Below are 22,073 nucleotides of genomic sequence, written 5' to 3'. Positions count from 1 at the left end.
AGTGAGGACTGAAATGAAGAAATGGCTGGCGGCATGGATGCTGCTGATTGTGGTGATGACAGGTGCGGTAGCGGGTGAGGAAAAAGGAAAAATCAGGCTGGGTTACTGGACAAGCGGTGTCAGTCTCCCGTTCGGATGCGTTCTGGAAGCCAAAAAGTTTCTGGAAAAAAACGGTGTTGATGTGGAGTATGTCCGCTTTTCCGATCCTCCTTCATCACTCAAGGCACTGACGACCGGCGATATTGATATCGCTTTCGGTATTCCGTTGAGCAATTTTTTCAGTGTGGTCCATGATGGCGTTCCGCTAAAACTGGTCGCCGCAGTACAGCTTGCCGATGCCGTCGTCGTCGTACCGGAAGATTCGTCTGTCAGGACGTGGCAGGATCTGAAAGGAAAGAAAGTCGGCGGGACTTATCCTTCCGCGACGATAGTCATTATTGCTAATACCATTGCCGAAAGGAAATACGGGCTGGAGCCGGGTGACTATTCCATTGTGTCAGGCAATGAATCAAGACTGGCGCAGTTTATTGCCCAGAAGCAGATCGATGCATCCATTCTCCGGTCGATTACCTATGAGAACCTGAAAAACAAGGTGAAACTGCGCAAGCTGGGAGCGCTGAAAGACGAATGGAAAAGTATATCGGGGAGTTCTGCCGCTCCATATATCGGCATGGGAGTAGCCAGAGAGGAATTCATCAACAAATATCCCGGTCTGGTTTCCAGTGCCGTCCGATCATGGATTCAGGTTGAGAAATGGGGTATCGCACACAGGAAGGACGTGACGGACATTCTGGAAAAACATGCCGGATTCACACCGGAAAATGCAGATAATGTCGCAGCACGATGGGGGGATATGTTCCATGTTGCCCTGGATCGGGCCACATTGAAGACACTTGCGACAGAACATGATGTATTTGTCCAGGCCGGCGTTATCGGGGGAACGTTCGGCAAGAACCTGTATGTGACGGAACCGTACAGAAAAGCGGTCGGCACAAGATAGCGGGATCGTTCATGTGACTGTCATGTATGGACGGGACGGTTTTTTACGGAAAGTTCCATCCATACACCATATTGCCGTCATGTGGATACCGGTATTCGTGCCGGAAAGCCAATCAGCCGGTATGGGTATGGCGGATTCACATGGAAGGAATGGAAAAGCCTGTGCCTGGAGCAGTGATCCCGTAAAATGAAAAAAGTGGCATTTTTGTTGCGTATAAGATACAAAAAAGGTTGAAAAGGGAAGGAAGTTCAAACATGATACCTACCTACCTACCTACCTACCTACCTACCTACCTACCTACCTACCTACCTACCTACCTACCTACCTACCTACCTACCTACCTACCTACCTACCGGCCGTTATTCTGTCAATGACTCCTGAGGGGGATCAGCAACTTTTTTAACATAAGGGGCAGAATAAAATGAAAAAAACGCTAATCGCATTGGCAGTCTTGGGTGCCGCTGCCGGCGTGGCTCACGCACAATCCAACGTGACCATCTACGGTATCGTGGATACCGGCTTCATCAAGAAATCCGGCCATGATGTGGAAATGGGTGAAAACGTCAACAACCGTCTGGGTTTCCGCGGTGTGGAAGACCTCGGTTCCGGCATGAAAGCCACTTTCGAACTGGAACAGCGGTTTGATCTGAATAACGGCCGCAATAAGGCAGGGAAAGGTTATAAAAACAAAAGTGCTGATAGAGACCTTGCCGGTCTGGCCAACGTCGGTCTGAAAGGTGACTGGGGTGCTGTCAAACTGGGCCGTGTGAACGAACTGACCACCGAAACCATCCGTAAGTTCGATCCGTTCTATCAATATGGCGTTGGTTCCATGATGTACGGTTCCCAGCGTGTCCGTGGTATCGACAACACCATCCGTTATGACAGCCCGAACTGGAGCGGCTTCCACTTCGGCGCTACCTATTCTCTGGGTGAAAACATGGACAGCGATTCCCGTGATTCCGGTCAATATGGTCAGGGTCTGAAAGATGCTGGCGCAGACAATGACGGTTACGGCATCATGCTCGGTTACGACAACGGTCCTCTGGCCTTGGTCGGTAACTGGAGCCGTCTGGCCGATTCCAAGAAATCGTCCGTCTGGAACCTGGGTGCTGCATACCGCTTCGGTCCTGCCAAGGTCGAATTGCTGTATCAACAGACCAAGGACAAAGGTTACGCACTGGGTGATCAAAGCGCCTGGAAAACAGCCAAACTTGACAATAAACTGACAGCTTATGCTGGTGCCGATGACATCCAGGAAAACCAGTGGTTGTTGGGCGTCGAATGGAAGCTTGGTCCGGGCCGTCTGAACGCTTCCGCCCAGTGGATGGAAGTCGAAGCCAATGGTGGCAATATCAGCGACAAGGACATCTACAAGTATGCCATCGGTTATACCTATGACCTGTCCAAACGTACCGCCATCTACGGTAATCTGGCTTACACCGACTACGACGACAAGGAAGTCGCAGCGATTTATGGCGATACCGACGACGGTACCTACGGTGTTCAGATCGGTATCACCCACAAGTTCTGATCGCAGGACAAAAACTGTTCAACAACAGAAGGAGGGTTTTGCCTTCCCGGCCCTTCCCTCCTGTTGAATGGGATCAGGTCCCCATTCAGCTTGTTGGCCGAAGCCCTCTTGCGAGGGCTTCGGTTTTTTGTATTGAACAAGAACGGTTTGGCAAGATATCTTCCGGAAAGGGTATGTTTCGGTTCTTCCCGGTGCCTGCGCTGTCTTTCGCGCCGGTCTTGCGACAAACTGTCAGGTTGCCAGCAGTTGTCTCAGCCATGCACCGAGATCGATGACTTCTGTCATCGACATGGTGTGGGACATCTGGTAAGCGTTCCAGTTGACGTTGTAGCCCAGCGAGGTCAGCAATTTCATGGTGTCTTCGCCTCTCGAAAAGGGGACGACTTCATCCTGGGTTCCGTGGGCCATGAATATCGGCGTGTTCTGATTGACGGGGTTCCGGTCGTCAGGGAAAGAATAAATCAGCGGCATGTATCCTGACAGTCCGATGATACCGGCCAGTTTTTCCGGATAACACAGTCCGGTATAAAGCGCCATGGCACATCCTTGCGAAAATCCGGCAAGAAGGATACGGTCGGATGGAACGCCACGTTTTTTTTCCTGTTCGATCAGTCCGGTAATCAGTCTTTGCGATTCGGCAACGCCTTCCGAATCTTCCATGTCGGCATCATCGAAACCGTTATAGATATCGAACCATGCCCGCATGGGATATCCTGCATTGGCGGTGATGGGACGTTCGGGAGCATGGGGGAAAATGAAACGGATGGGGGGACAGCCGGTGAGATCGAATTCACGGACCAGCGGGATGAAGCTCGAACCGTGATCGCCAAGACCATGCATCCAGATGATACTGGTTTCCGGGTTGTCTCCGGTATCGGTCTGGCTGTACTGAAGATACGTATTGTTCATTGTTTTTTCTCGTCGGTTATAAAACAGTGGGTTGAAATAATGTCACGATGGATCCTTGGAGGGACGCCATGCCTTGCATACGGTCTCGTTCGTTTCAATGGTCGGGCCGCCGATCAGTTCGATACAGTATGGAATGGCGGTGAAAATGCCGGGTTCTGTGAGCGTCCCGTTTTTGTCGCGGACACCTTCCAGCGTCTGCCGGATGGCTGCGGGCCGTCCCGGCAGATTCAGTATCAGGGCGGCATGGTCAGGACGTTCGCAGATGACGGCAACTTGTCGGGACAGTATGGCGGTCGGGACGAAATGCAGACTGATCTGACGCATCCGTTCCGCAAACCCCGGCATTTCCCGGGTGCCGACGGCAAGGGTGGCATCCGGTGTCTGGTCGCGTCGTGCCGGGCCGGTTCCTCCTGTGGTCAGAATCAGCGAGCAGCGGTCTTCGTCAACCAGTTCGTGCAGGGTTTTCTCGATCTGTTCCTTATCGTCCGGTATCAGACGGGTTTCCAGCCAGTATGGTGATGTAATGGCGGAGGCCAGCCAGTCTTTCAGTGCCGGAATACCCAGATCCGGGTATGAGCCTTCGTAAGCCCGATCGGAAACGGAGACGAGTCCGATGGAGATGTCGCCAGCATTTTTTTTCATTTATTCCTCGCTTTCATGGTTTTTATGTTCGGGCAGGGGCGGTGCAGTCATGATTTGCTTTAGCAGTCTGTAAATTTCACGATAGGCTTTCGGGGGTTTATTGGCAGCCGTTTCCTTTTTGGCATTTCGGATGAGTGTCCGTAATTGCTGGATGTCTGCCTGAGGATATTTGTGCAGAAATTCGGTCAGTACCCTTTCATCCGCCAGCAGTTTTTCACGCTGGTTTTCTAGGGCGTGCATCAAGAGCGTATCGGCTTTTGACAGACCTCTCCAGCTTTCGATGGTCCGGTTGATGGTGGCGATCGCCTCTTCATCGAGCGAGCGCATGATTTTGCCGATGTACTGCAACTGGCGTCTTCTGCCTTCGTGGTTTCTGATCCGCTGGCATTCCAGTATGGCTTCTCTCAGATTTTCCGGCATGGGAGTCCGTTTGATTCTGTCCGCAGATTCGTTGACCAGTTGTTCTCCGGTCTTTTGCAAGGCGGTCATTTCGCGTTTGCGCTGTGATTTGGATGGACGTTCGTATTCTTCTTCGAATTCACCGGACTGGAAACCGCAGATTCCCCTGTTTGAATTTGGCATAATCAGACTTCTGTGCAAGGTCATTAAATCGTTTATGATTGACTGCTATCATAACAGTCTTGACAATACCTTCAAAAAGATAATCTCATGAATGATTCCGATTTTCTCTATACGAACGATCAATTGAAACAGATTGCCGAAGATACGTTGCGATATGCGCGGCAAAAGGGAGCTTCCGGTGCCGCGGTCGGTATCAGTGAAGGAAACGGCCTTTCCGTTAGTGTGCGCAAAGGAGAAATCGAGACTATTGAGAAAAATCAGGACAAGGGTATCGGCATTACTGTTTTCGTCGGCAGGAAACGGGGGAATGCCACGACCTCGGATTTTTCCGGGATATCGCTGAAACAGACTGTAGAGGCAGCCTACAATATCGCTTCCTTTACTTCGGAGGATGAGGCCGCCGGTCTGCCTGATGCCGATATGCTGGAAAAAAATCCGCCGGATCTGTCTCTTTATTACCATTGGCCGATTGATTCGCAGGAAGCGGTCGAACTGGCAAGACGCTGTGAAGCGGCGGCTTTTGATACAGACAAGAGGATATCCAACAGTGAAGGGGCCAGCGTCAGTGTGCAGCATTCCCATTTTGTTCTGGCCAATAGTGACGGATTTATGGGAGGGTATCCTTATTCCAGTCATTCCCTTTCTGTCGCACCGATTGCCGCTTCGGGTGACAGTATGCAGAGAGATTACTGGTATACGGCTTCCCGCGATCCCGTCGAACTGAAATCGCCGGAGGATGTCGGACGGTATGCGGCAAAACGCGCGCTGGCGCGCCTGAATGCCCGTCAGATCGGGACGAGAAGATGCCCGGTCCTTTTCGAGGCGCCTGTCGCTATCGGTCTGGTCAACTCGTTCGTTTACGCGGTTTCCGGCAGTTCGCTTTACAGGAAATCCAGCTTTTTGCCGGATGCGCTGGGTAAACGGATTTTTCCGGAACATATCGGGTTGCTTGAAGACCCTCATCTCAAGGGAGCGATGGGATCGGCTCCTTTTGATGATGAGGGTGTCAGGACGAGCCGCAGGCAGATTGTCGGGGATGGTATTGTGAACGGATATTTTCTTTCGTCGTATTCCGCGCGCAAGCTCGGAATGAAAACGACAGGTAATGCCGGCGGTTCGCACAATCTGGTTTTCAGTTCGAGGCTAACAGAGGCGGCCGACGATTTTGCCGGTATGTTGAAGAAGATGGGGACGGGGCTGGTGGTGACCGAACTGATGGGGCAAGGTATCAACTATGTGACAGGTGACTACTCGCGAGGGGCGTCGGGTTTCTGGGTTGAAAACGGTGTCATTCAATATCCTGTGCAGGAAATCACGATTGCCGGGAATCTTAGGGAAATGTTCGGCCAGATTGTGGCGGTTGGTGCGGATACCCTGATCCGTGGTGCCAAGAAGTCGGGGTCCATACTGATCGGGCAAATGACCATCGCCGGAATGTGACGATGAAGTAAAACCGGGACTGCGTAAGGCGTTCAGATTTTTTCATTGAAGTTTTCCAGCGCGTTCCGCCAGTGGCCGATATCGACATGCGAGGTGGTTCTGAATGGCGAACAGGCCCAGTTCACGGCCCGGCGAATGCCATGAAGTGCATTGACGGCCCATACTTCCCGGTTGTTCAGATCTTGCAATTTCCTTTTGCGGCGAACGACCGGAATGTTGTTGCGCAGGGCGACAAGTTGAACCAGTTTGCCTGTGATACCCGGCAAAATCCGGTATGCGGGAGGGGCGCTGCACAGGGTATTGTTTTCCCACCACAGAATGTTTGTGGTCAGTCCTTCCAGAATATATCCTTCGGGAGTCGTCAGAATGCCTTCTTCGGCTCCTTTCTCCAAAAGGATCCGGCGTATTGCTCCCATTCGGTCCAGATCGGGACCTTTGTGCCGTGGCTTTTTGCGAAAGTCGGCGATGTGGCAGTCAATCAGCCGGACGGTTGAATGAAGCGGCGGGGCCTTGCGGATACGCAACTGGAAAACCGGCTGTCTGACAGTGCCGGCCAGTTCGATGCGTGGAAACCACAGGCCGGTTTTCGGGATTTTCTCAAGCACTTTTTCCCAGAATGGGGCGACTGTTTTTTCATGAATTCCGGCCAGTTCTGTGCAACTCGACAAAAAGCGCCGGCGGTGCAAGTGCAGTGCACGAACATGGCCCTCTTTTGCCAGCCATGAGTCGGCAACGAGCAAACGGGGTTCTGGTTCGTCGATGGAAACGAGTGTTCCATCCGGCGTATAGCGGTATGTGGATTCAGCTGGCACGGTGTCAGTGTGGTGGTAATGGTTGGGTGGGAAAATCCGTGTCGAACAGGTCAAGAAAAGCTTTGGCCTTGGTGCGGATTTCATCGTATTCTTCTTCCGGATCGGAAAGCAAGGTAATGGCTCCTCCGACACCGAATGTGACGGTGCCGTGCGACATGACGAGTGTACGGATGACGATACTCAGGTCGACGGCACCACATAAGGAGAAATAACCGATGACCCCGGAATAAATGCCGCGTGCCCCGTTTTCCAGTTCATCGAGAATCTGCATCGTCCGCAATTTGGGGGCGCCGGTCATGGAACCTCCGGGAAAAGCTGCCCGGATGCATTGGCATGGCGAGGAATCGGCCCGGATTCTGGATGTAATGGTGCTGACCATCTGATGGACGGTCTGGTACGACTCGATGGCGAACAGTGCGGGAACCTTGACGCTGTCCAGCTCGGCCGTTTGTCCCAGGTCGTGACGGACGAGATCGACAATCATCAGGTTTTCCGCCGTTTCCTTTTCACTGTTGGCCAGTTCCTCGAGAAGCTGGCGGTCTTTTTCCGGGTTGTCCGATCTTTTTCGTGTTCCCTTGATCGGTTTTGACTCGGCAATGCATTCGCGGGAGATTTTCAGGAAACGTTCCGGAGAGCAGCTCAGTATGCAAATGTCTTTCAACTGGAGGTAGGCGCCGTATGGCGTCGGATTGGCGCGGCGCAGCATGCGGTATGCCACCCAGGGATCGGCATCTGTTTTGCCTGTCACGGTATTGGTCAGGCAGATTTCGTATGTTTCGCCTTGCCTGATGTATTCCTGGCTTTTCAGAATCAGGTCGATGTAATGCTGTTTGTCGTGCCTTGGTGTGAAAGGCGCGGTCAGATCCAGATGATCCGGCAGGTCTTCTGGTGTATCCGGTGTGCAGTCTGCAAAAGAGTCGAGCCGGGCAGCCGTTGATTTGAGCCAGTCGCTGGCATCGGTCAAGGTGTTTTTGTCGGCCAGTGCAAGCAGATGAATCCGTTTTTCCCGGTGATCGATCACGATCCCGCGGTCACAAAAGAGAAGAACGGCGTCGGGATATGAAGAAGGATGGGCAAAGCCTGCTCCGCAATCCGCTTTTATTTCATACCCGATATAGCCCATCCATCCCAAAGAGAATTCAAAAGGTGCCGCACAGGGCTTGATGCCGGATTGGTTCAAATCGTTTTCCAGCCATTCGAAAAAGCCGGAATGAATGCTTTGTCTGTTTCCGTCCGGTGTTTCGATGTGGACGGTTCGGGTACGGATGTCGACTGTGGCTATCCGGGCGAGGGGACCGTCGGCCCGGCACAGGAAGGAAAAGCGTCCCGATCCGTAATCCTGACGGCTGCTGTCAAGCCAGATGGCATGGTGAGAATCCCTGAAGAAGCGGTCGAACAGTTTTTCGCTATCCATATCGCATGGGATTTGCTCGTGTAATATGACAAGATTGCCGTTCGGGATTTCCCGGGAAGGGGAGTGGAAACCGGATGAAAACAGGGAAGAAGGGCGTTCCACGCGGTTTCTGCGATGCTCTCTGTGCCAGCTTTCCGTGATTTTTCTGAAATTTTCAAACAGCTGTTTTCCGAAATCCGTACAAATGGATTCCGGATGGAACTGGACTCCCCATTGTGGCCATGTCTTGTGGCGGATTCCCATGATGGTACCGTCTTCTGCACGGGCTGTTATGGCGAGTGTTTCCGGAAGATCGTATGCGGCGAGCGAATGGTATCTGACGACCCTGAACGGTGAGGGGATGTTCTCGAAAATCCCGGAACCGTCATGTGTCACGAGCGACAGCCTGCCGTGCTGTGCTTGGGCAGCCGGACCGACATGACCTCCATGGAAATGACAGATGCCTTGATGTCCCAGACAGATACCGAAAACAGGAAGGATCTTCTGCATCAGGACGTCTTTGCAGATACCGAAGTCTTCGGGGCGATCCGGTCTCCCCGGTCCGGGTGAAATGACGATATTGTCGAAATTGTCCAGTATTGCCATGTTCCAGCGAGGGTCGTCGTTTCTGATGATTACCGGAGGGCAATGATTGACTGTCGCGATCAGATGGTAAAGGTTGTATGTGAAGGAATCGTAATTGTCGATCAGCAGTGTTCTAATCAATTTCACGCTACTCCGGATAGATGGTGTTTACCGGGCGATCCGGAAGGTTTTCGGTTTTCCGGAACGGTTGGATCCCGCAACCATATCGAACCGGAACAGGCGACATTCGATCGGACCGTTATAAAACGGGGTTTTGCGGGATTCTTTCAGCCGGAGCAGTTTGGGAACGGCAAGATCGGCAGTGAACAGGAAAACGGACCAGCCCGGAAAGCGCTGTTTCAGTGTGGTTCCCAGTTCCTGGTAAAACCGGGTGGCCCGTTCATCCGCTTGCAAATGACGATTGCCGCGTACGCCGATTCGTTCGCCGTATGGCGGGTTGGTCAGAAGAATTCCGGCTTGTTCGACAGGCGGGCGGATTTCCTGTGCCTCGATCTGGTGAAGCGGGATTTCAAATGGGATACCGGCATTATCAAGATTGTGTCGTGTCATTTCCAGCATGTCACCTGAAATGTCGCTGCCGAATATCAGGGGATTTTGGGGTGCCGGTCTGATCCGGACTGCTTCTTTCATGGATTGCCATCGCTGGCGGTCGAAAAAACGGAATTTCTCGAATGAAAAAGTCCGTTGAAATCCGGGAGGAATGCCGAGCAGGATCTGGGCCGCCTCGATCAGTATGGTTCCGGATCCGCACATGGGATCGAGAAGCGGCATTCCCGGTTGCCAGCCGGTTGTTCTTAGCAGACCTGCCGCAAGATTTTCCCGTAGCGGCGCATCTCCCGTTTCCTGCCGCCATCCGCGTTTGAACAGGGATTCTCCGGAAGTGTCCAGATACAAGGTGACATTGTGGGCATCTACGAATCCGGCTATCCGGATATCCGGCGTGCGGGTGTTGATGGAAGGCCGGGTTCCGGTTTCATTCCGGAATCGGTCCACCACACCGTCCTTGATACGCAATGTGGTGAAATTCAGGCTTTTCAGCGGCGATTTGATTGCCGTTACGTCGATACGGAGGGTATTTTCAACGCCGAACCACTTTTCCCATGGTTGTTTTACCGTCAGGTGATAGATGTCGTCTTCGTTGCGGTAACCGGACTGGGCGATTCTTTGCAAAACACGGGAGGCGATGCGGGAATGCAGGTTGATCAACCAGCCATCCTGAAGGGTACCGGAGCAGTGGACGCCGCCGGAAACAGTCTGATGAACGTTGAGTGTATTGCTTTTTCCGGTGATTTCTTTCAGCTCGTCCGCCAGTGCGGACTCCAGTCCTCTTGGACAGGAGCAGAAATAGGAATAATTTACTGACATGACAGGTTACCTTTTGACCGTGGTTGATCTGGCCGGGGTTATTTCCGGATTTCTCCGTGGCCCAGTACGATATATTTCAGTGAAGTGAGTCCTTCCAGTCCGACAGGACCGCGAGCATGCAGTTTGTCGTTTGAAATGCCGATTTCGGCTCCCAGACCGTATTCGAAACCGTCCGCGAATCGTGTCGATGCATTCACCATGACAGATGACGAATCCACTTCCCGCAGAAAACGGAGCGCATGGCTGTAATTTTCCGTAATGATGGCATCGGTATGTTTGGACGAATAACGGTTGATGTGGTCGATCGCTTCGTCGAGACTGTTGACGGTACGGATTGCCAGTACCGGGGCCAGATATTCGGTTGTCCAGTCTTCATCGGTTGCTCTGGCGAGGTAAGGATAACCATGCAGGATTTCGTATGCCTTTTCATCGCATCTCAGTTCGACTTTCTCGTCCTGATAACGCCTGGCCAGCAGGGCAAGTGCATCCTGTGCCACTGCTGAAGCAACCAGAAGGGTTTCCATGGTATTGCAGGTTCCGTAGCGTTGGCATTTTGCATTGAATGCGATTTCGGCGGCTTTTTCCAGATCGGCACAATCGTCAATATAGGTGTGGCAAATGCCGTCAAGATGTTTGATCATGGGAATTTTCGATTCCCGCATCAGTCTTTCAATCAGTCCCTTCCCGCCACGGGGAACGATGACATCGACATATTCCGTCATGGTGATGAGTTCGCCGACTGCCGCACGGTCTGTCGTTTCGACGACCTGGACAGCCTGTTGGGGCAACCCGGCATTTTTCAGTCCTTCCCTGACCAGGGATGCAAGAACCTGATTGCAATGGAGTGCTTCCGAACCACCGCGCAAGATGGTGGCGTTGCCGCTTTTTATGCACAATCCCGCTGCATCGACGGTGACGTTGGGACGTGCTTCGTAAATGATCCCGATGACGCCGAGCGGGACACGCATTTGACCGACCTGAATGCCTGACGGACGCAATTTGAGGCCACTGATCTCGCCGATCGGATCAGGCAGCGATGCAATCTGTTCGAGACCGGATGCCATGGTTTCGATCGCCTTGTCCGATAACGACAGCCGGTCCAGCAGGGCCGGTTCCAGACCGTTATCCCTGGCGGTATCGAGATCTTTCTGATTGGCTGCGCGCAACAGTGCCGCATCGCGGCGGATCGCTTCGGCAATGTATGTCAGGGCCCTGTTTTTGGTCGCCGTATTCGCTTTGGCCATTCGGCCGGCTGCCTGGCGTGCCTGTTGCCCGATCCGGGTCATATAACTTTTGATTTCCATTGTCGTGTGTCGGTTATTGGCAGAAGGGATTAACGTTACCATTCACTTGGCATCCGTTCAAGTTCTGGCCAGTGAAAGTCCCAGTTGTGTCAGTGCATCCCAGGCATCATCCATCCAGGATTCGGATCGCAGTCCCTTGATGATTTTGTCGATCTGGGCGATTTGCTGCATGGCTGCCTGTATTTCTTTTTTCCCGAGTCTGTTTACGGCGGTCTGGACAAGTTTTTCTTTTTGACCTCTCAAACGGAGTGTCTTTGCTATGGCGGGAAAAGGCTGCCCGTTTTCAAGTGCCGTTTTGCATTTCAAAAGAGTCCGTATTTCGTCGGTGAATGTCCACAGCACGAGCGGAAGCGGTTCCCCTTCACCTTTCAAACCGTCCATCATCCGGATGAAACGGGAGCGGTTTCCACTTAACATCGCTTCGTTCAGCTTGAAAATGTCGTACCGGGCGACATTCAGTACGGAATTTTTGATCTGTTCAAAGTCAAGTTCGCCTTCGGGATAAAGTAACCCGAGTTTCTGTATCTCCTGGTGGGCGGCCAAAAGATTGCCCTCGACCCGTTCCACGAGAAAGTCGATGCATGGCTGGCTGGCCGTCTGATTCTGTTTTTTCAGCCTTGAGGCGATCCAGTCTCCCAGTTTCGGCAAATCGATGGAAGGAACCTCGATATAGATCCCGTTTTTCTGCAAAGTGCCGACCCATGCGGATTTCTGTGTTGTCCAGTCGAGCTTTGGCAGTGTAATCAGTGTGACATTATCCGGATTGAGTTCGGAAACATATTCCTGCAGGGCCAGGCTTCCGTCTTTGCCGGGCCTTCCCCCCGGTATGCGAAGTTCGATCAGTTTACGGTCTCCGAAAAGGGAAAGTGCATTGTTGGCCGCATGAAGCTGTCCCCATTTGAAGCCGCGTTCGACTGTCATGATTTCACGCTCGCCGATATTGTTTTTGCGCGCTGTTTTGCGGATCAGGTCCGCTGCCTCAAGAAGCAGAAGCTGTTCGTCGCCGGTCAGAACATACAGGGAGGCCAGTTGTTCCTTGTCCAGGTGGGATGGGAGCGTGTCATACTTGAGATGCATAACTTCGGATCGTCACTCGAACGTATTGCCGGATTCAGTGGCTGCCGGTTGCCCGTCGTCGGTATCCCTGTCTTCCGCCGTCAGTTTGATTGTGGCAAGTCTGCGCAACAGCCGTTGTGCCATGTCCTGTTGCATATCCTTGTACAACAGAATTTCCTCGTTTTCTTTGGAAAGGGCTTCGGAGTCGTCGTAAGTCATCGTTCTTCGCAGGGAAATTTTTGTCGGCTCGATCAGCATTTTTCCCTGGGAAGTTTTGACCATGTATTCCAGATTGTAATAAAGCGAGTACTCGCGGACTCTTCCCTGAATGTTGTATGTCAGTTCCTCTTTTTTCTTTCTTTCCGCAATGGCAGACAGGATGACTTCTGCTTCCTGCGGGTTATTGACGATTTTTGTCAGGTTCATTGCCGTGATCTGTCGTCTGAGAATGCTGGCTGTCTGGGAACCTGCCGGAAAATCGATGTATAGCGAAGTGAATGGAAAATCGTAATTGCCGCGCAAATGAAAGCCACAGGCAGCGACCAGAACGGCGGTTGCGAAAATGACGATCCAGCGGTGCAGATGATTGAATTTCATGGTGGCTTTCATAAACAGTTCACTTTCCGTTTCAGACGACGATGTTGACCAGTTTGTTCGGAACCACGATGATGCGTTTCGGGGTTCCCGTGACGAATTTGGCGACACTTTCATTTTCAAGTGCGATTCGTTCAATCAGCGATTTGTCCGCTGACTTGGGTACCCGGATATTGCCACGCAATTTTCCGTTGACCTGGACAACCATACCGATTTCATCCTGTTCCAGTGCGGCTGGATCGACCTGCGGCCAGGGCGCATCAAGCAGTTCTCCTTCATGATCGGCATATCCCAGTTCTTTCCACAGGACATAGGTAATGTGCGGTACGACCGGATAGAGGACTCTGAGGAAAATCGAGAAGGTTTCTCGCAGTACAGCGGCAAATTCGGTGGAGTTGTCCGGTTTGGCCGCTTCAAGCGTGTTGAGCATTTTCATGCATGCCGAAACGACCGTATTGTACTGGATGCGCGCATAGTCCTGATTGGCCTGTTGCAGAACCTGATGGATTTCACGTCTTAACGCCTTGAGCGGTTCAGGCAGGTTTTCGGGAACAGCGCGTGCAGCGGTTGCGATGGTGTCCCGGTTTTTGTAGGAGAATGCCCATACACGGCGAAGGAAGCGGCTGGCCCCTTCGACACCGGACCCCGACCATTCGAGGGTCTGTTCGGGGGGGGCTGCAAACATGGTGAAAAGACGGGCAGTGTCGGCACCGTACTGGTCGATTTGTGTCTGTGGGTCAATTCCGTTGTTTTTCGATTTCGACATTTTTTCAATGCCACCGATATTGACGGGTTGTCCATCCGTTTTGAGTCTGGCGGAAACGGGGCGTCCCTTTTCGTCCAGCTGCAATTCGATTTCTTCCGGATTGAACCAGCTTTTTTTGCCGGAAGCGTCTTCACGGTAATAGGTTTCATTCAGAACCATGCCCTGTGTCAGCAATTTGACAAAGGGTTCGTCGAATTTCACCAGTCCCAGATCACGCATGACTTTTGTCCAGAAACGGGCATAAAGCAGGTGCATGACCGCGTGTTCGATACCCCCGATATACTGGTCCATCGGCATCCAGTAATCGTTCCGTTCATCGACCATCGCCTTGTCTGAACCCGGCGAACAGTAACGCATGAAGTACCAGCAGGAATCGACGAAGGTATCCATCGTATCCGTTTCACGCCGTGCCGGTTTTCCGCAATGCGGACAGGTGGTGTTGATGAATTTTTCGTCTTTCGCCAGCGGGTTGCCTGTCCCGTCCGGAATGCAGTCTTCCGGCAACAGGACCGGAAGATCTTTTTCCGGAACCGGGACCGCACCGCAATCGGGGCAATGAATGATCGGAATCGGCGTTCCCCAGTATCGCTGACGGGATATTCCCCAGTCACGCAAACGGTAAGTGACTTTTTTCTCGCCCAGTCCTTTTTCCGCCAGTACCGCCGCGATGGCGTCAACGGCTTCCTGGTGACCGAGGCCGTCGAAACGGCCGGAATTGATGCATTTGCCATGTTCCTTGTCGGCATACCAGTCGTGCCATACGTCTTCCATAAAGGTTTTGCCTTCGACATCGATGACCTGTCTGATCGGCAGTCCGTATTTGTGGGCGAATTCGAAGTCACGTTCATCGTGAGCGGGAACAGCCATCACGGCACCATCGCCATAGCTCATCAGGACATAATTGCCGACCCAGACTTCAACCAGCTGGTTGGTTAAGGGATGACGGACGAAAAGGCCGGTAGGCATGCCTTTCTTTTCCATTGTGGCCATATCGGCTTCGATGACGCTGCCTTTTTTGCATTCTTCGATGAATTCGGCCAGTTCGGGATTGTTGCGGGCGGCAAACCGTGCCAGTTCATGTTCCGGTGCGATGGTACAGAAGGTGACTCCCTTGATCGTATCGGCTCTTGTCGTGAATACCCAGAGTTTGCCGTCACCGATCAGATTGCCGTTTGTATCGCGGATATCGTGCAGGAAAGCGAAGCGGACGCCTTCCGATTTGCCGATCCAGTTGATTTGCATGGTACGTACCCGTTCCGGCCATCCCGGCAATTTGTTCGTCACGTAATCCAGCAGTTCTTCGGCGTAGTCCGTAATACGGGCATAATACATCGGTATTTCCCGCTTTTCGATCAGGGCACCGGAACGCCATCCCCGTCCGTCGATGACCTGTTCGTTCGCCAGAACGGTCTGGTCGACCGGATCCCAGTTCACCGTTCCCGTTTTCTGGTAAATGATGCCTTTTTCCAGCATCTTCAAAAACATCCACTGGTTCCATTTGTAGTATTCGGGTTTGCACGCGGTCATTTCACGGGACCAGTCGATGGCGAGACCCATCGAGGCCATCTGGCCTTTCATATAGGCAATATTGGAATAAGTCCATTCAGCCGGAGGAATTCCGTGAGCCATGGCCGCATTTTCAGCGGGCATACCGAAGGCGTCCCATCCCATTGGCATCAGAACGTTATAGCCATTCATGCGCAGGTAGCGGTACATGACGTCGTTGATCGTATAGTTGCGGACATGTCCCATATGCAATCGTCCGGAGGGGTATGGAAGCATGGAACAGGCATAGAATTTTCCTTTCGGAAAACGTGGATCGTTTTCAACGGTTTTATAGGCTTTTGTGGATTCCCATTGATCCTGAGCGATTTTTTCTACCGCTGCATGGTTATATCTGTCTTGCATGATGGACTACGCGATAAATTAGGTTGCTGGCTTCGTATGAAGCCGTTATGTTAATACGGCGGACAGGGCTGGTTGCCTGTTGCTGCACGGAATCAGGCCGGTTTCAGCCTGATTTGTCCGGTTTCTTATTTCAGATAAAGGACGTCCTGCATGTCGAAGAGTCCGTTTGTCTTGTCAGCCAGAAAACGTGCGGCACGCAAACTGCCTTGTGCATAGGTGGCGCGACTTGCCGATTTATGGGTGATTTCAATACGTTCTCCTGTTCCGGCGAATAAAACGGTATGATCGCCGACAATATCTCCCCCACGGATTGTCGAAAAGCCGATCGTCGACGGATCGCGTTCTCCGGTAATGCCTTCGCGGGAATAAACGGCGCATTCCGCAAGATCGCGTCCGATGGCGTTCGCTATCACCTCACCCATTTTCAGGGCGGTGCCTGAAGGAGCGTCCACTTTGTGCCTGTGGTGTGCTTCTATGACTTCGATGTCATAGCCTTCGGCAAAATTTCTCGCGGCTATTTCAAGCAGCTTCATGGTCACGTTGACGCCGACACTCATATTGGGGGCGAATACGATGGGAATGATCTTCGATGCTTCTTCAATGACTTTTTTCCCGTTGTCATCGAATCCGGTTGTGCCGATGATCATTTTGATGCGTTTTTCGACACAATAGGCAAGGTGTTCAAGGGTCCCGGCCGGTCGTGTGAAATCGATGACATATTCGGCGTTTCCAAACGCTTTGTCCATGTCGGATTCAACTGACACGCCAGTTTTTTCGCCCAGAAACAGTCCTGCATCGTTACCCAGGCCAGAGGCATTCGCGACATCAAGGGCACCGGTCAGGATGGCGTCGTCTGCTTTCAGGACTGCCTCGATCAATATGTGGCCCATACGGCCGTTTGCACCGGCAATAGCTATTTTCATTTTGTTCATTGGATATTTCCGATCAATTCATCATTCGGTGAAGCGGGAAGCATCTTGCCTATCCGGCTTGGCGTACTGATTGGTTCAAACGTACTGATATTTCCCGAAGAAACGTTTTCGCTGTCGTCCGTATCTACTTGCATGGTTCTCGCAAGAGCTTCGCGTCTGGCCGACTGTCTCAGGCGGTTCGCCTGTTCGGTATTGGCCGACGGATCGCTGGTCATTTCCGGTACAGGAGCGCTGACGGGCTCCGGTGTGCTGGCCGGTTCTGGCGCATGTACGGGGGCAGGAGGAACGACAGGCCTGGAAGAAAGGCTAGAATCGCGTGCAGGCACGGGAGACGTTTGTCGTGTTTCCTGTCCGGATGGCTGGACGGTTTCCGGAACACTGGCGGGGCCGTGAGCTTTGACAGGTTTCGGTATGCGGACGGGTCGTGCATATCCGGTGCTTCCGGTCTCCGGAACATGGGTTGTCGCTTTCTGTCCGGCGGACTCCGGCGGGTTGGCCGATTCCGGAGAGAGATTGGGCGTTGCAGCATGATCCGGTCCGGATGTTGTAACGGGATCGGATGGCGTATCAGGTGTTGCTTCACTGGCTGGTCCTGTCGTCGTGACCGATCCGGATTCGGCCGGCGGCTCATAGGCATTCTCTGGAACGGATGATTGTTCCGGTACTTGTGCTTCACGCATATCTTGGGCTTTTGATTCCGTGTTGTCCTTATCTTTTTCTTTTACTGCTTTTTCCGGCAATTCGTCATCGGATGTGATATGGGAAAGATATTCCGCTTCGCTGGGCAACTTGTCGTTGATGATGTGGTCAACCAGGTTGCCGCTGAAGAAAACGGTGACCCGGTAGGTCGTTGTCGCTCCGTTCGGTTTTTGCAGACGGAAGATATAGTCCCAGCGTCCGGCATGGAACATGTCGGTCAGAAGCGGGGTTCCCAATACGAAACGCACCTGTTCCTTTGTCATGCCGGGCTGGATTTTGGCAAGCATTTCGGAGGAGATGAAGTTTCCCTGCTGGATATTGACCTTGTATGGTGTAAGCATATTCAGCCATTTTTTCATACCGGTCGGTTTTGTATTGAGCTCGTTTTCAGATTCGGATATTTCCTGCTGCGGCGTTTCCGCTGCATTGCGGTTTGGCATCTTTGTTCCGGACAAGGTTCGGGTGGTTTCCTCCTCTTTCCAGGCGGGTTTGGTTTCTTCTCTGGCCGGAGCCGGTTTTGATGTTTCGATGGGATCAGCTTCGTCAATAAGAGGGTTTTTGGAAGCGCAACCGATTGCGAATACAGTCGCTGATGTTAGCAGTACCGGTGTGCGAAGATATCGCCACAAGCTGGCCGTTTTTTTATGCATCACGAAGTTGGATCCTAATAGCAATTTATTGAGCAGATTTAACAAACACTATATGATAAAGCAGATAATAATACAGAACCAATTTTGAAATTCACAAACTTCTCAAAATGATGAGTAATAATCCAGCCGAATTGAAGGCCACCGGTCTTAAGGCCACTCTGCCGCGATTGAAGATTCTTGATATTTTTCAAAAGAATGCTGATCGTCATTTGAGCGCCGAAGATGTTTATCGGCTTCTTTTGTCCGAAAATCTGGAAATCGGACTGGCGACGGTCTATCGTGTGCTCACCCAGTTCGAACAGGCGGGGATATTATCACGGAATTATTTCGAATCCGGCAAAGCTGTTTTTGAATTGAACGAAGGAAATCATCATGATCACATCGTTTGTGTTGATTGCGGTCGTGTCGAGGAGTTTCGCGATGATGTCATCGAGAAAAGGCAGCATGAGGTAGCCGCTGTGCATGGTTTTGAAATTGTCGATCATACGTTGGCTATTTACGGACGTTGCGAAAAATGCCGGAAAAAATGATTGGGACATCTGCCGTAAAAAAACGTGTTGAATGAAATACCTCCGGAATCCGGATACTGAACGGGTCAATAAAAACAAAGCCTGATACAGGATTGTGCCAGCTGGGGTCACTCAGTTTCAGTTTTTGCATCCATTTTGCCGTAACGGCTATTCATTTGTCTGAACTTTCAATGAGCATGTATCGGTAGACCTTGAGGGATGCCAGTATCCTGATTTGAAGTTTTCGATTACCCTGTTCTCCGGGCAGTTTCTCTTGCGAGATACATGCGCTATTGAACACCATGTATCATCCGTTGTTTCTGTTAACCGGCTTTCTGATATTGCCATTCCTGTTCATATCGGATTTGCACTGTATCTGGGCAGGCAAATGTCTTTTGATCAACAAATTGAACAGGAGTTGTTCTTTCCTGCTCAACACAATGGTTTCATGGTCAAAGAATCGAAATGGAAGGCAGGTGCCATCCTGGTGCACTGGATATGCCGTTTTGCCACACCAGTTTTTTCTTTCTGGCTGGATGCAGCAAAATCCCGTTGCGGGAGATCAGGTATTTGTTGTCCGATATATCTCTAAAGAGTGGTATTTCTTGTGCCGGAGGCTGGCCACTGTTGTTGATGTATGGGGTTGCAGGCAGTTGTCTGTGACTTGAGTGACAGTTTTCACTGCATATACCAGCGTGATACGACCATTATCTTGTCGTCTTTATATGGATGGAACAGTCTTTTTTCCCGTTTTTTGTATGTGTGGTGCGATAACGTGCCTGATGCAAGTGACAGAAAAAATTTCGGACTGATCCGGGTATCCGGAACAACAGGTCAGGTTTGTTTTTATGCTTTATTTCCGGGACAGTTTGCGCTTTGTACACAATGTTTCGTGTTTCCGACCCAGAATCAAGGTTCGTAATTTTTTCAGACAGGCGTTTTCCACTCGCAAATATTCCGGATTTTCGTGTCAGGATTGGAACTCATGAAGCGGTTCGATACCCTTTCTTCCGATATAAATGTGTCTGTCTGTTCATTGCATTAGCTATGCCCGCGTTTTTCAGTTGCTTATATATGATGGTCGACCGTTATCACGCATGTCGTGGATAATATTTTTTGGGATCTGCGGAATAAAACGGTTTTTATCGGGAAATCTTTCTTGCCTGTCGTTTTACACTGTTTTGTCCAGCCTCTCCCCGCTGTTCTATGGACAATCCCATGTTTCTCCCCGTCTTTTTGCACTATCTCTACTGGTGGATAATGGTGCGGACCATTTGAAACCGGATAATATTTTTTGTGCATCAAGATAAACCCCTGGTTGCCCTATATTCCGCTTTCGGGGTTTTCTTCGAATGCACGTTTTTTTCAGAGGTGGGATCAGGTCGTTTTGTCCGTTTTTTGCGTTGCAGGCGAAGGCTCGAATCTTTGTGCCAGAGCATGATAGAAAGGTGCAGGACATATCACTTTCGAAACCATACTGGCAATTAGTGTGGCTGTCATCAGGGAAAGCAGCATTTGTTGGCTGCCGGTTATTTCCATGGTAACGATAAAAGAAGTAAGCGGTGAGCGGGTCAGTCCGGAAAGATACGCCGCCATGACGAGAATAATGATGGCACTGTGCGGCGCGAGATTGGGAAAAAGAAGAGAAAGGCCGTCGCCTATACCGGCGCCAACGGCTAGGGTGGGGGCGAACAAACCTCCGGGGATGCTGCTCAGGGCCGATAAAAGTGTCGCCAGGAATTTGGCGGGCCCGTAATACCATGCGTGAAGAGCTGTATCGCTTTCGAGGGAAAGCCGGGTAGGCATGTAACCTGTGCCGTATACCATGCCATTGGTCAGCAAGCCCAAAAGGGCGACAATCAGCCCGCAGAGCGCGGCAAATTTATAAGGATGGTTTTGTATGGCTTCCCGGATTTTTTGCGGCAGGATAATGGAAAATTTTTGCACGATCAGACTGAACAGCCCTCCGGTCAGACCACCGACAATACCGCAGAGAGTGATGGCAGGAATGTGCGTCAGGAAAGGCAGGGCTTCATTGGTATACCCGAAATAAGTGTAGTTGCCGACAATCGCAAGTGAAACAAAACCGGAGATAATGACTGTCAGTAGAGTGGAACTGTGAGCGTTGAAGATATATTTTTTTGTCAGCTCTTCCATGGCAAACATGATGCCCGCTATGGGGGTATTGAATGTGGCGGCGATACCGGCAGCTCCACCGGACAGTACCAGCATGCGTCGCTGCTCTGCCGTTCTGATTGTTCCGTATCCGTAAAAGCGATGCATGATGGAGGCACCGATCTGGACCATGGGGCCTTCATGCCCGATTGATGCTCCCATGATAAGTCCGCACATTAATGTGATAACTTTCCCGATAATGATTTTGATGGAGAGCAGATTGTTTTTTTTCTTGTGACTTGGATCGTCAATGACGGCGATGACTTGAGGGATTCCACTGCCCTGGATACCGGGAAAAAAACGCTTGGTCAAATAAATCATGAACGCGAAGCCGGCAGGCATATAGAAGAGGGCACCCCACGAAAAATGCGTGATGATCCAGGTATTGATACCAAAAGCGAATTGACTTGCCTTGGCCATGGATACACCAGCCAGACCAATGAGAACTGGCGCCATGATCCATGCACATGTTTTTTTCCAGTATCGAAATGTTCTGTGTACAAGAATCCGCTTGGTCAAGTGCGGCGGTTCAAAATGGAAAAGTGGCATGACTTGTTCGGTAAGGAGATTTCAAACTGACATATAATGCGCTTATTATTATATTTGTACAAATATATTTCAAGCGTGAGATAAATTCTGATCGCTTTTTCAAGAGACGATATGATGCAGTCAGTTGACAGTAAAGATGGTGTCCAGTACCTGAGAATTCTTCAGAAGTTCAGGATCATTGTTCGTGCCGCACAGAAATATTCCCAGAGAGTTGAAAAGCTGCTGGGCGTTTCGGGAGCCCAGTTGTGGATTTTAAAGGAGATCGATATGGACCCGGGACTTCGTGTGGGCGAAATCGCCAAAAGACTGGCCATTCACCAGACAACGACAAGCAATCTTCTGGATGTGCTTGAGAAAAAGGGAATGGTTTGCAAAACTCGTTTGCCGACAGACCAACGGATCGTGAATCTGTCCCTGACGGAAGACGGACGTTCATTGTTACGAAAGGCTCCCGAATTATCCCGGGGATTGTTGCCGGAGGCATTGTCCCAAATGAAGTCGGATGACCTGGATCAGTTGGGCAAAAGTCTTGATATTTTGTTGCATACCATTTCGCAAGTGGATGAGGAATCCGCGTTGCAGCCTTTGCCTTTCACCATGTAAAAAACCTGCAAGCTGAATGCTTGCAGGTTTTGAGAGCAATGTCTG

General features: G+C 51.3%; 19 protein-coding genes. 6 read left to right on the top strand and 13 right to left on the bottom strand.

The genetic code is table 11. The features are described from left to right. Positions 1–13 precede the first annotated feature (13 nt). The gene (locus NB647_RS00215; protein ID WP_269283498.1) at positions 14–1,000 is read left to right on the top strand and encodes an ABC transporter substrate-binding protein; all 987 of its coding nucleotides are present in this window, start codon (positions 14–16) and stop codon (positions 998–1,000) included. Between the two features lie 421 nt (positions 1,001–1,421). Beyond that, positions 1,422–2,534 carry a porin gene (locus tag NB647_RS00210; RefSeq protein ID WP_269283495.1) on the top strand — a complete coding sequence of 371 codons (1,113 nt, stop codon included), beginning with the start codon at positions 1,422–1,424 and terminating at the stop codon, positions 2,532–2,534. A 231-nt stretch (positions 2,535–2,765) separates the two neighbouring features. On the opposite strand, the gene NB647_RS00205 is transcribed toward NB647_RS00210, so the two are convergent. The 3 genes from NB647_RS00205 to yjgA are packed head-to-tail and all read right to left on the bottom strand — an operon-like array spanning position 2,766 to position 4,667. Then, positions 2,766–3,443, bottom strand: a complete 678-nt coding sequence (locus NB647_RS00205) for an alpha/beta hydrolase (RefSeq protein WP_269283493.1) — start codon at positions 3,441–3,443, stop codon at positions 2,766–2,768. A gap of 42 nt (positions 3,444–3,485) precedes the next feature. Then, the gene (gene mog, locus NB647_RS00200) at positions 3,486–4,085 is read right to left on the bottom strand and encodes a molybdopterin adenylyltransferase (RefSeq protein ID WP_269283491.1); all 600 of its coding nucleotides are present in this window, start codon (positions 4,083–4,085) and stop codon (positions 3,486–3,488) included. Next, positions 4,086–4,667: a ribosome biogenesis factor YjgA gene (gene yjgA, locus NB647_RS00195; protein ID WP_269283489.1), complete on the bottom strand. Its 582-nt coding sequence runs from the start codon at positions 4,665–4,667 to the stop codon at positions 4,086–4,088. 87 nt (positions 4,668–4,754) lie between these two features. Here yjgA and pmbA point away from each other — a divergent pair, with 87 nt between their 5' ends. Then, on the top strand, positions 4,755–6,107 hold the full coding sequence (pmbA, locus tag NB647_RS00190; RefSeq protein WP_269283487.1) for a metalloprotease PmbA: 1,353 nt from the start codon (positions 4,755–4,757) through the stop codon (positions 6,105–6,107). 32 nt (positions 6,108–6,139) lie between these two features. On the opposite strand, the gene NB647_RS00185 is transcribed toward pmbA, so the two are convergent. The 9 genes from NB647_RS00185 to NB647_RS00145 all read right to left on the bottom strand — a co-directional run bounded on the left by NB647_RS00185 (position 6,140) and on the right by NB647_RS00145 (position 18,192). Then, entirely contained in the window at positions 6,140–6,919 is a 780-nt protein-coding gene (locus tag NB647_RS00185; protein ID WP_269283486.1) for an aminotransferase class IV, read from the bottom strand. 4 nt (positions 6,920–6,923) lie between these two features. Then, positions 6,924–9,044 carry an aminodeoxychorismate synthase component I gene (gene pabB, locus NB647_RS00180; RefSeq protein ID WP_269283484.1) on the bottom strand — a complete coding sequence of 707 codons (2,121 nt, stop codon included), beginning with the start codon at positions 9,042–9,044 and terminating at the stop codon, positions 6,924–6,926. 21 nt (positions 9,045–9,065) lie between these two features. Then, positions 9,066–10,283 (bottom strand): THUMP domain-containing class I SAM-dependent RNA methyltransferase, encoded by a 1,218-nt coding sequence (locus NB647_RS00175; RefSeq protein ID WP_269283483.1) that lies wholly within the window; start codon positions 10,281–10,283, stop codon positions 9,066–9,068. Positions 10,284–10,321: 38 nt separating this feature from the next. Continuing rightward, positions 10,322–11,587 (bottom strand): glutamate-5-semialdehyde dehydrogenase, encoded by a 1,266-nt coding sequence (locus NB647_RS00170; RefSeq protein ID WP_269283482.1) that lies wholly within the window; start codon positions 11,585–11,587, stop codon positions 10,322–10,324. A 57-nt stretch (positions 11,588–11,644) separates the two neighbouring features. Beyond that, complete coding sequence (gene holA, locus NB647_RS00165) at positions 11,645–12,664, bottom strand: DNA polymerase III subunit delta (RefSeq protein WP_269283480.1); 1,020 nt, start codon at positions 12,662–12,664, stop codon at positions 11,645–11,647. Between the two features lie 12 nt (positions 12,665–12,676). Then, on the bottom strand, positions 12,677–13,252 hold the full coding sequence (locus NB647_RS00160) for an LPS-assembly lipoprotein LptE (protein ID WP_269283479.1): 576 nt from the start codon (positions 13,250–13,252) through the stop codon (positions 12,677–12,679). 19 nt (positions 13,253–13,271) lie between these two features. After that, the gene (gene leuS / locus NB647_RS00155) at positions 13,272–15,911 is read right to left on the bottom strand and encodes a leucine--tRNA ligase (RefSeq protein ID WP_269283477.1); all 2,640 of its coding nucleotides are present in this window, start codon (positions 15,909–15,911) and stop codon (positions 13,272–13,274) included. A gap of 125 nt (positions 15,912–16,036) precedes the next feature. Next, positions 16,037–16,843: a 4-hydroxy-tetrahydrodipicolinate reductase gene (gene dapB, locus NB647_RS00150; protein ID WP_269283476.1), complete on the bottom strand. Its 807-nt coding sequence runs from the start codon at positions 16,841–16,843 to the stop codon at positions 16,037–16,039. Beyond that, positions 16,840–18,192, bottom strand: coding sequence for an outer membrane protein assembly factor BamE domain-containing protein (locus tag NB647_RS00145; RefSeq protein WP_269283474.1), 1,353 nt, complete (start codon positions 18,190–18,192; stop codon positions 16,840–16,842). The genes dapB and NB647_RS00145 overlap by 4 nt, the downstream gene beginning before the upstream one ends. Before the next feature lie 110 nt (positions 18,193–18,302). Between NB647_RS00145 and fur the strand changes: the two genes are divergently transcribed. Both fur and NB647_RS00135 read left to right on the top strand, forming a co-directional pair. Further along, positions 18,303–18,722: a ferric iron uptake transcriptional regulator gene (gene fur / locus NB647_RS00140; protein WP_269278875.1), complete on the top strand. Its 420-nt coding sequence runs from the start codon at positions 18,303–18,305 to the stop codon at positions 18,720–18,722. A gap of 214 nt (positions 18,723–18,936) precedes the next feature. Beyond that, positions 18,937–19,293, top strand: a complete 357-nt coding sequence (locus tag NB647_RS00135) for a hypothetical protein (protein WP_269283472.1) — start codon at positions 18,937–18,939, stop codon at positions 19,291–19,293. A gap of 785 nt (positions 19,294–20,078) precedes the next feature. Here the strand turns inward: NB647_RS00135 and NB647_RS00130 are convergent. Beyond that, complete coding sequence (locus NB647_RS00130; protein WP_269264544.1) at positions 20,079–21,332, bottom strand: chloride channel protein; 1,254 nt, start codon at positions 21,330–21,332, stop codon at positions 20,079–20,081. Between the two features lie 204 nt (positions 21,333–21,536). On the opposite strand from NB647_RS00130, the gene NB647_RS00125 reads away from it, so the two are divergent. Beyond that, positions 21,537–22,028: a MarR family winged helix-turn-helix transcriptional regulator gene (locus NB647_RS00125; protein ID WP_269283470.1), complete on the top strand. Its 492-nt coding sequence runs from the start codon at positions 21,537–21,539 to the stop codon at positions 22,026–22,028. The last annotated feature ends 45 nt before the right edge of the window (positions 22,029–22,073 follow it).

This window comes from Oxalobacter aliiformigenes (genome assembly GCF_027116575.1).
Lineage (GTDB): Bacteria > Pseudomonadota > Gammaproteobacteria > Burkholderiales > Burkholderiaceae_D > Oxalobacter > Oxalobacter aliiformigenes.
The sequence above is the reverse complement of the archived record's forward strand: the minus strand, read 5'-3'. Positions and strand labels throughout refer to the sequence as shown.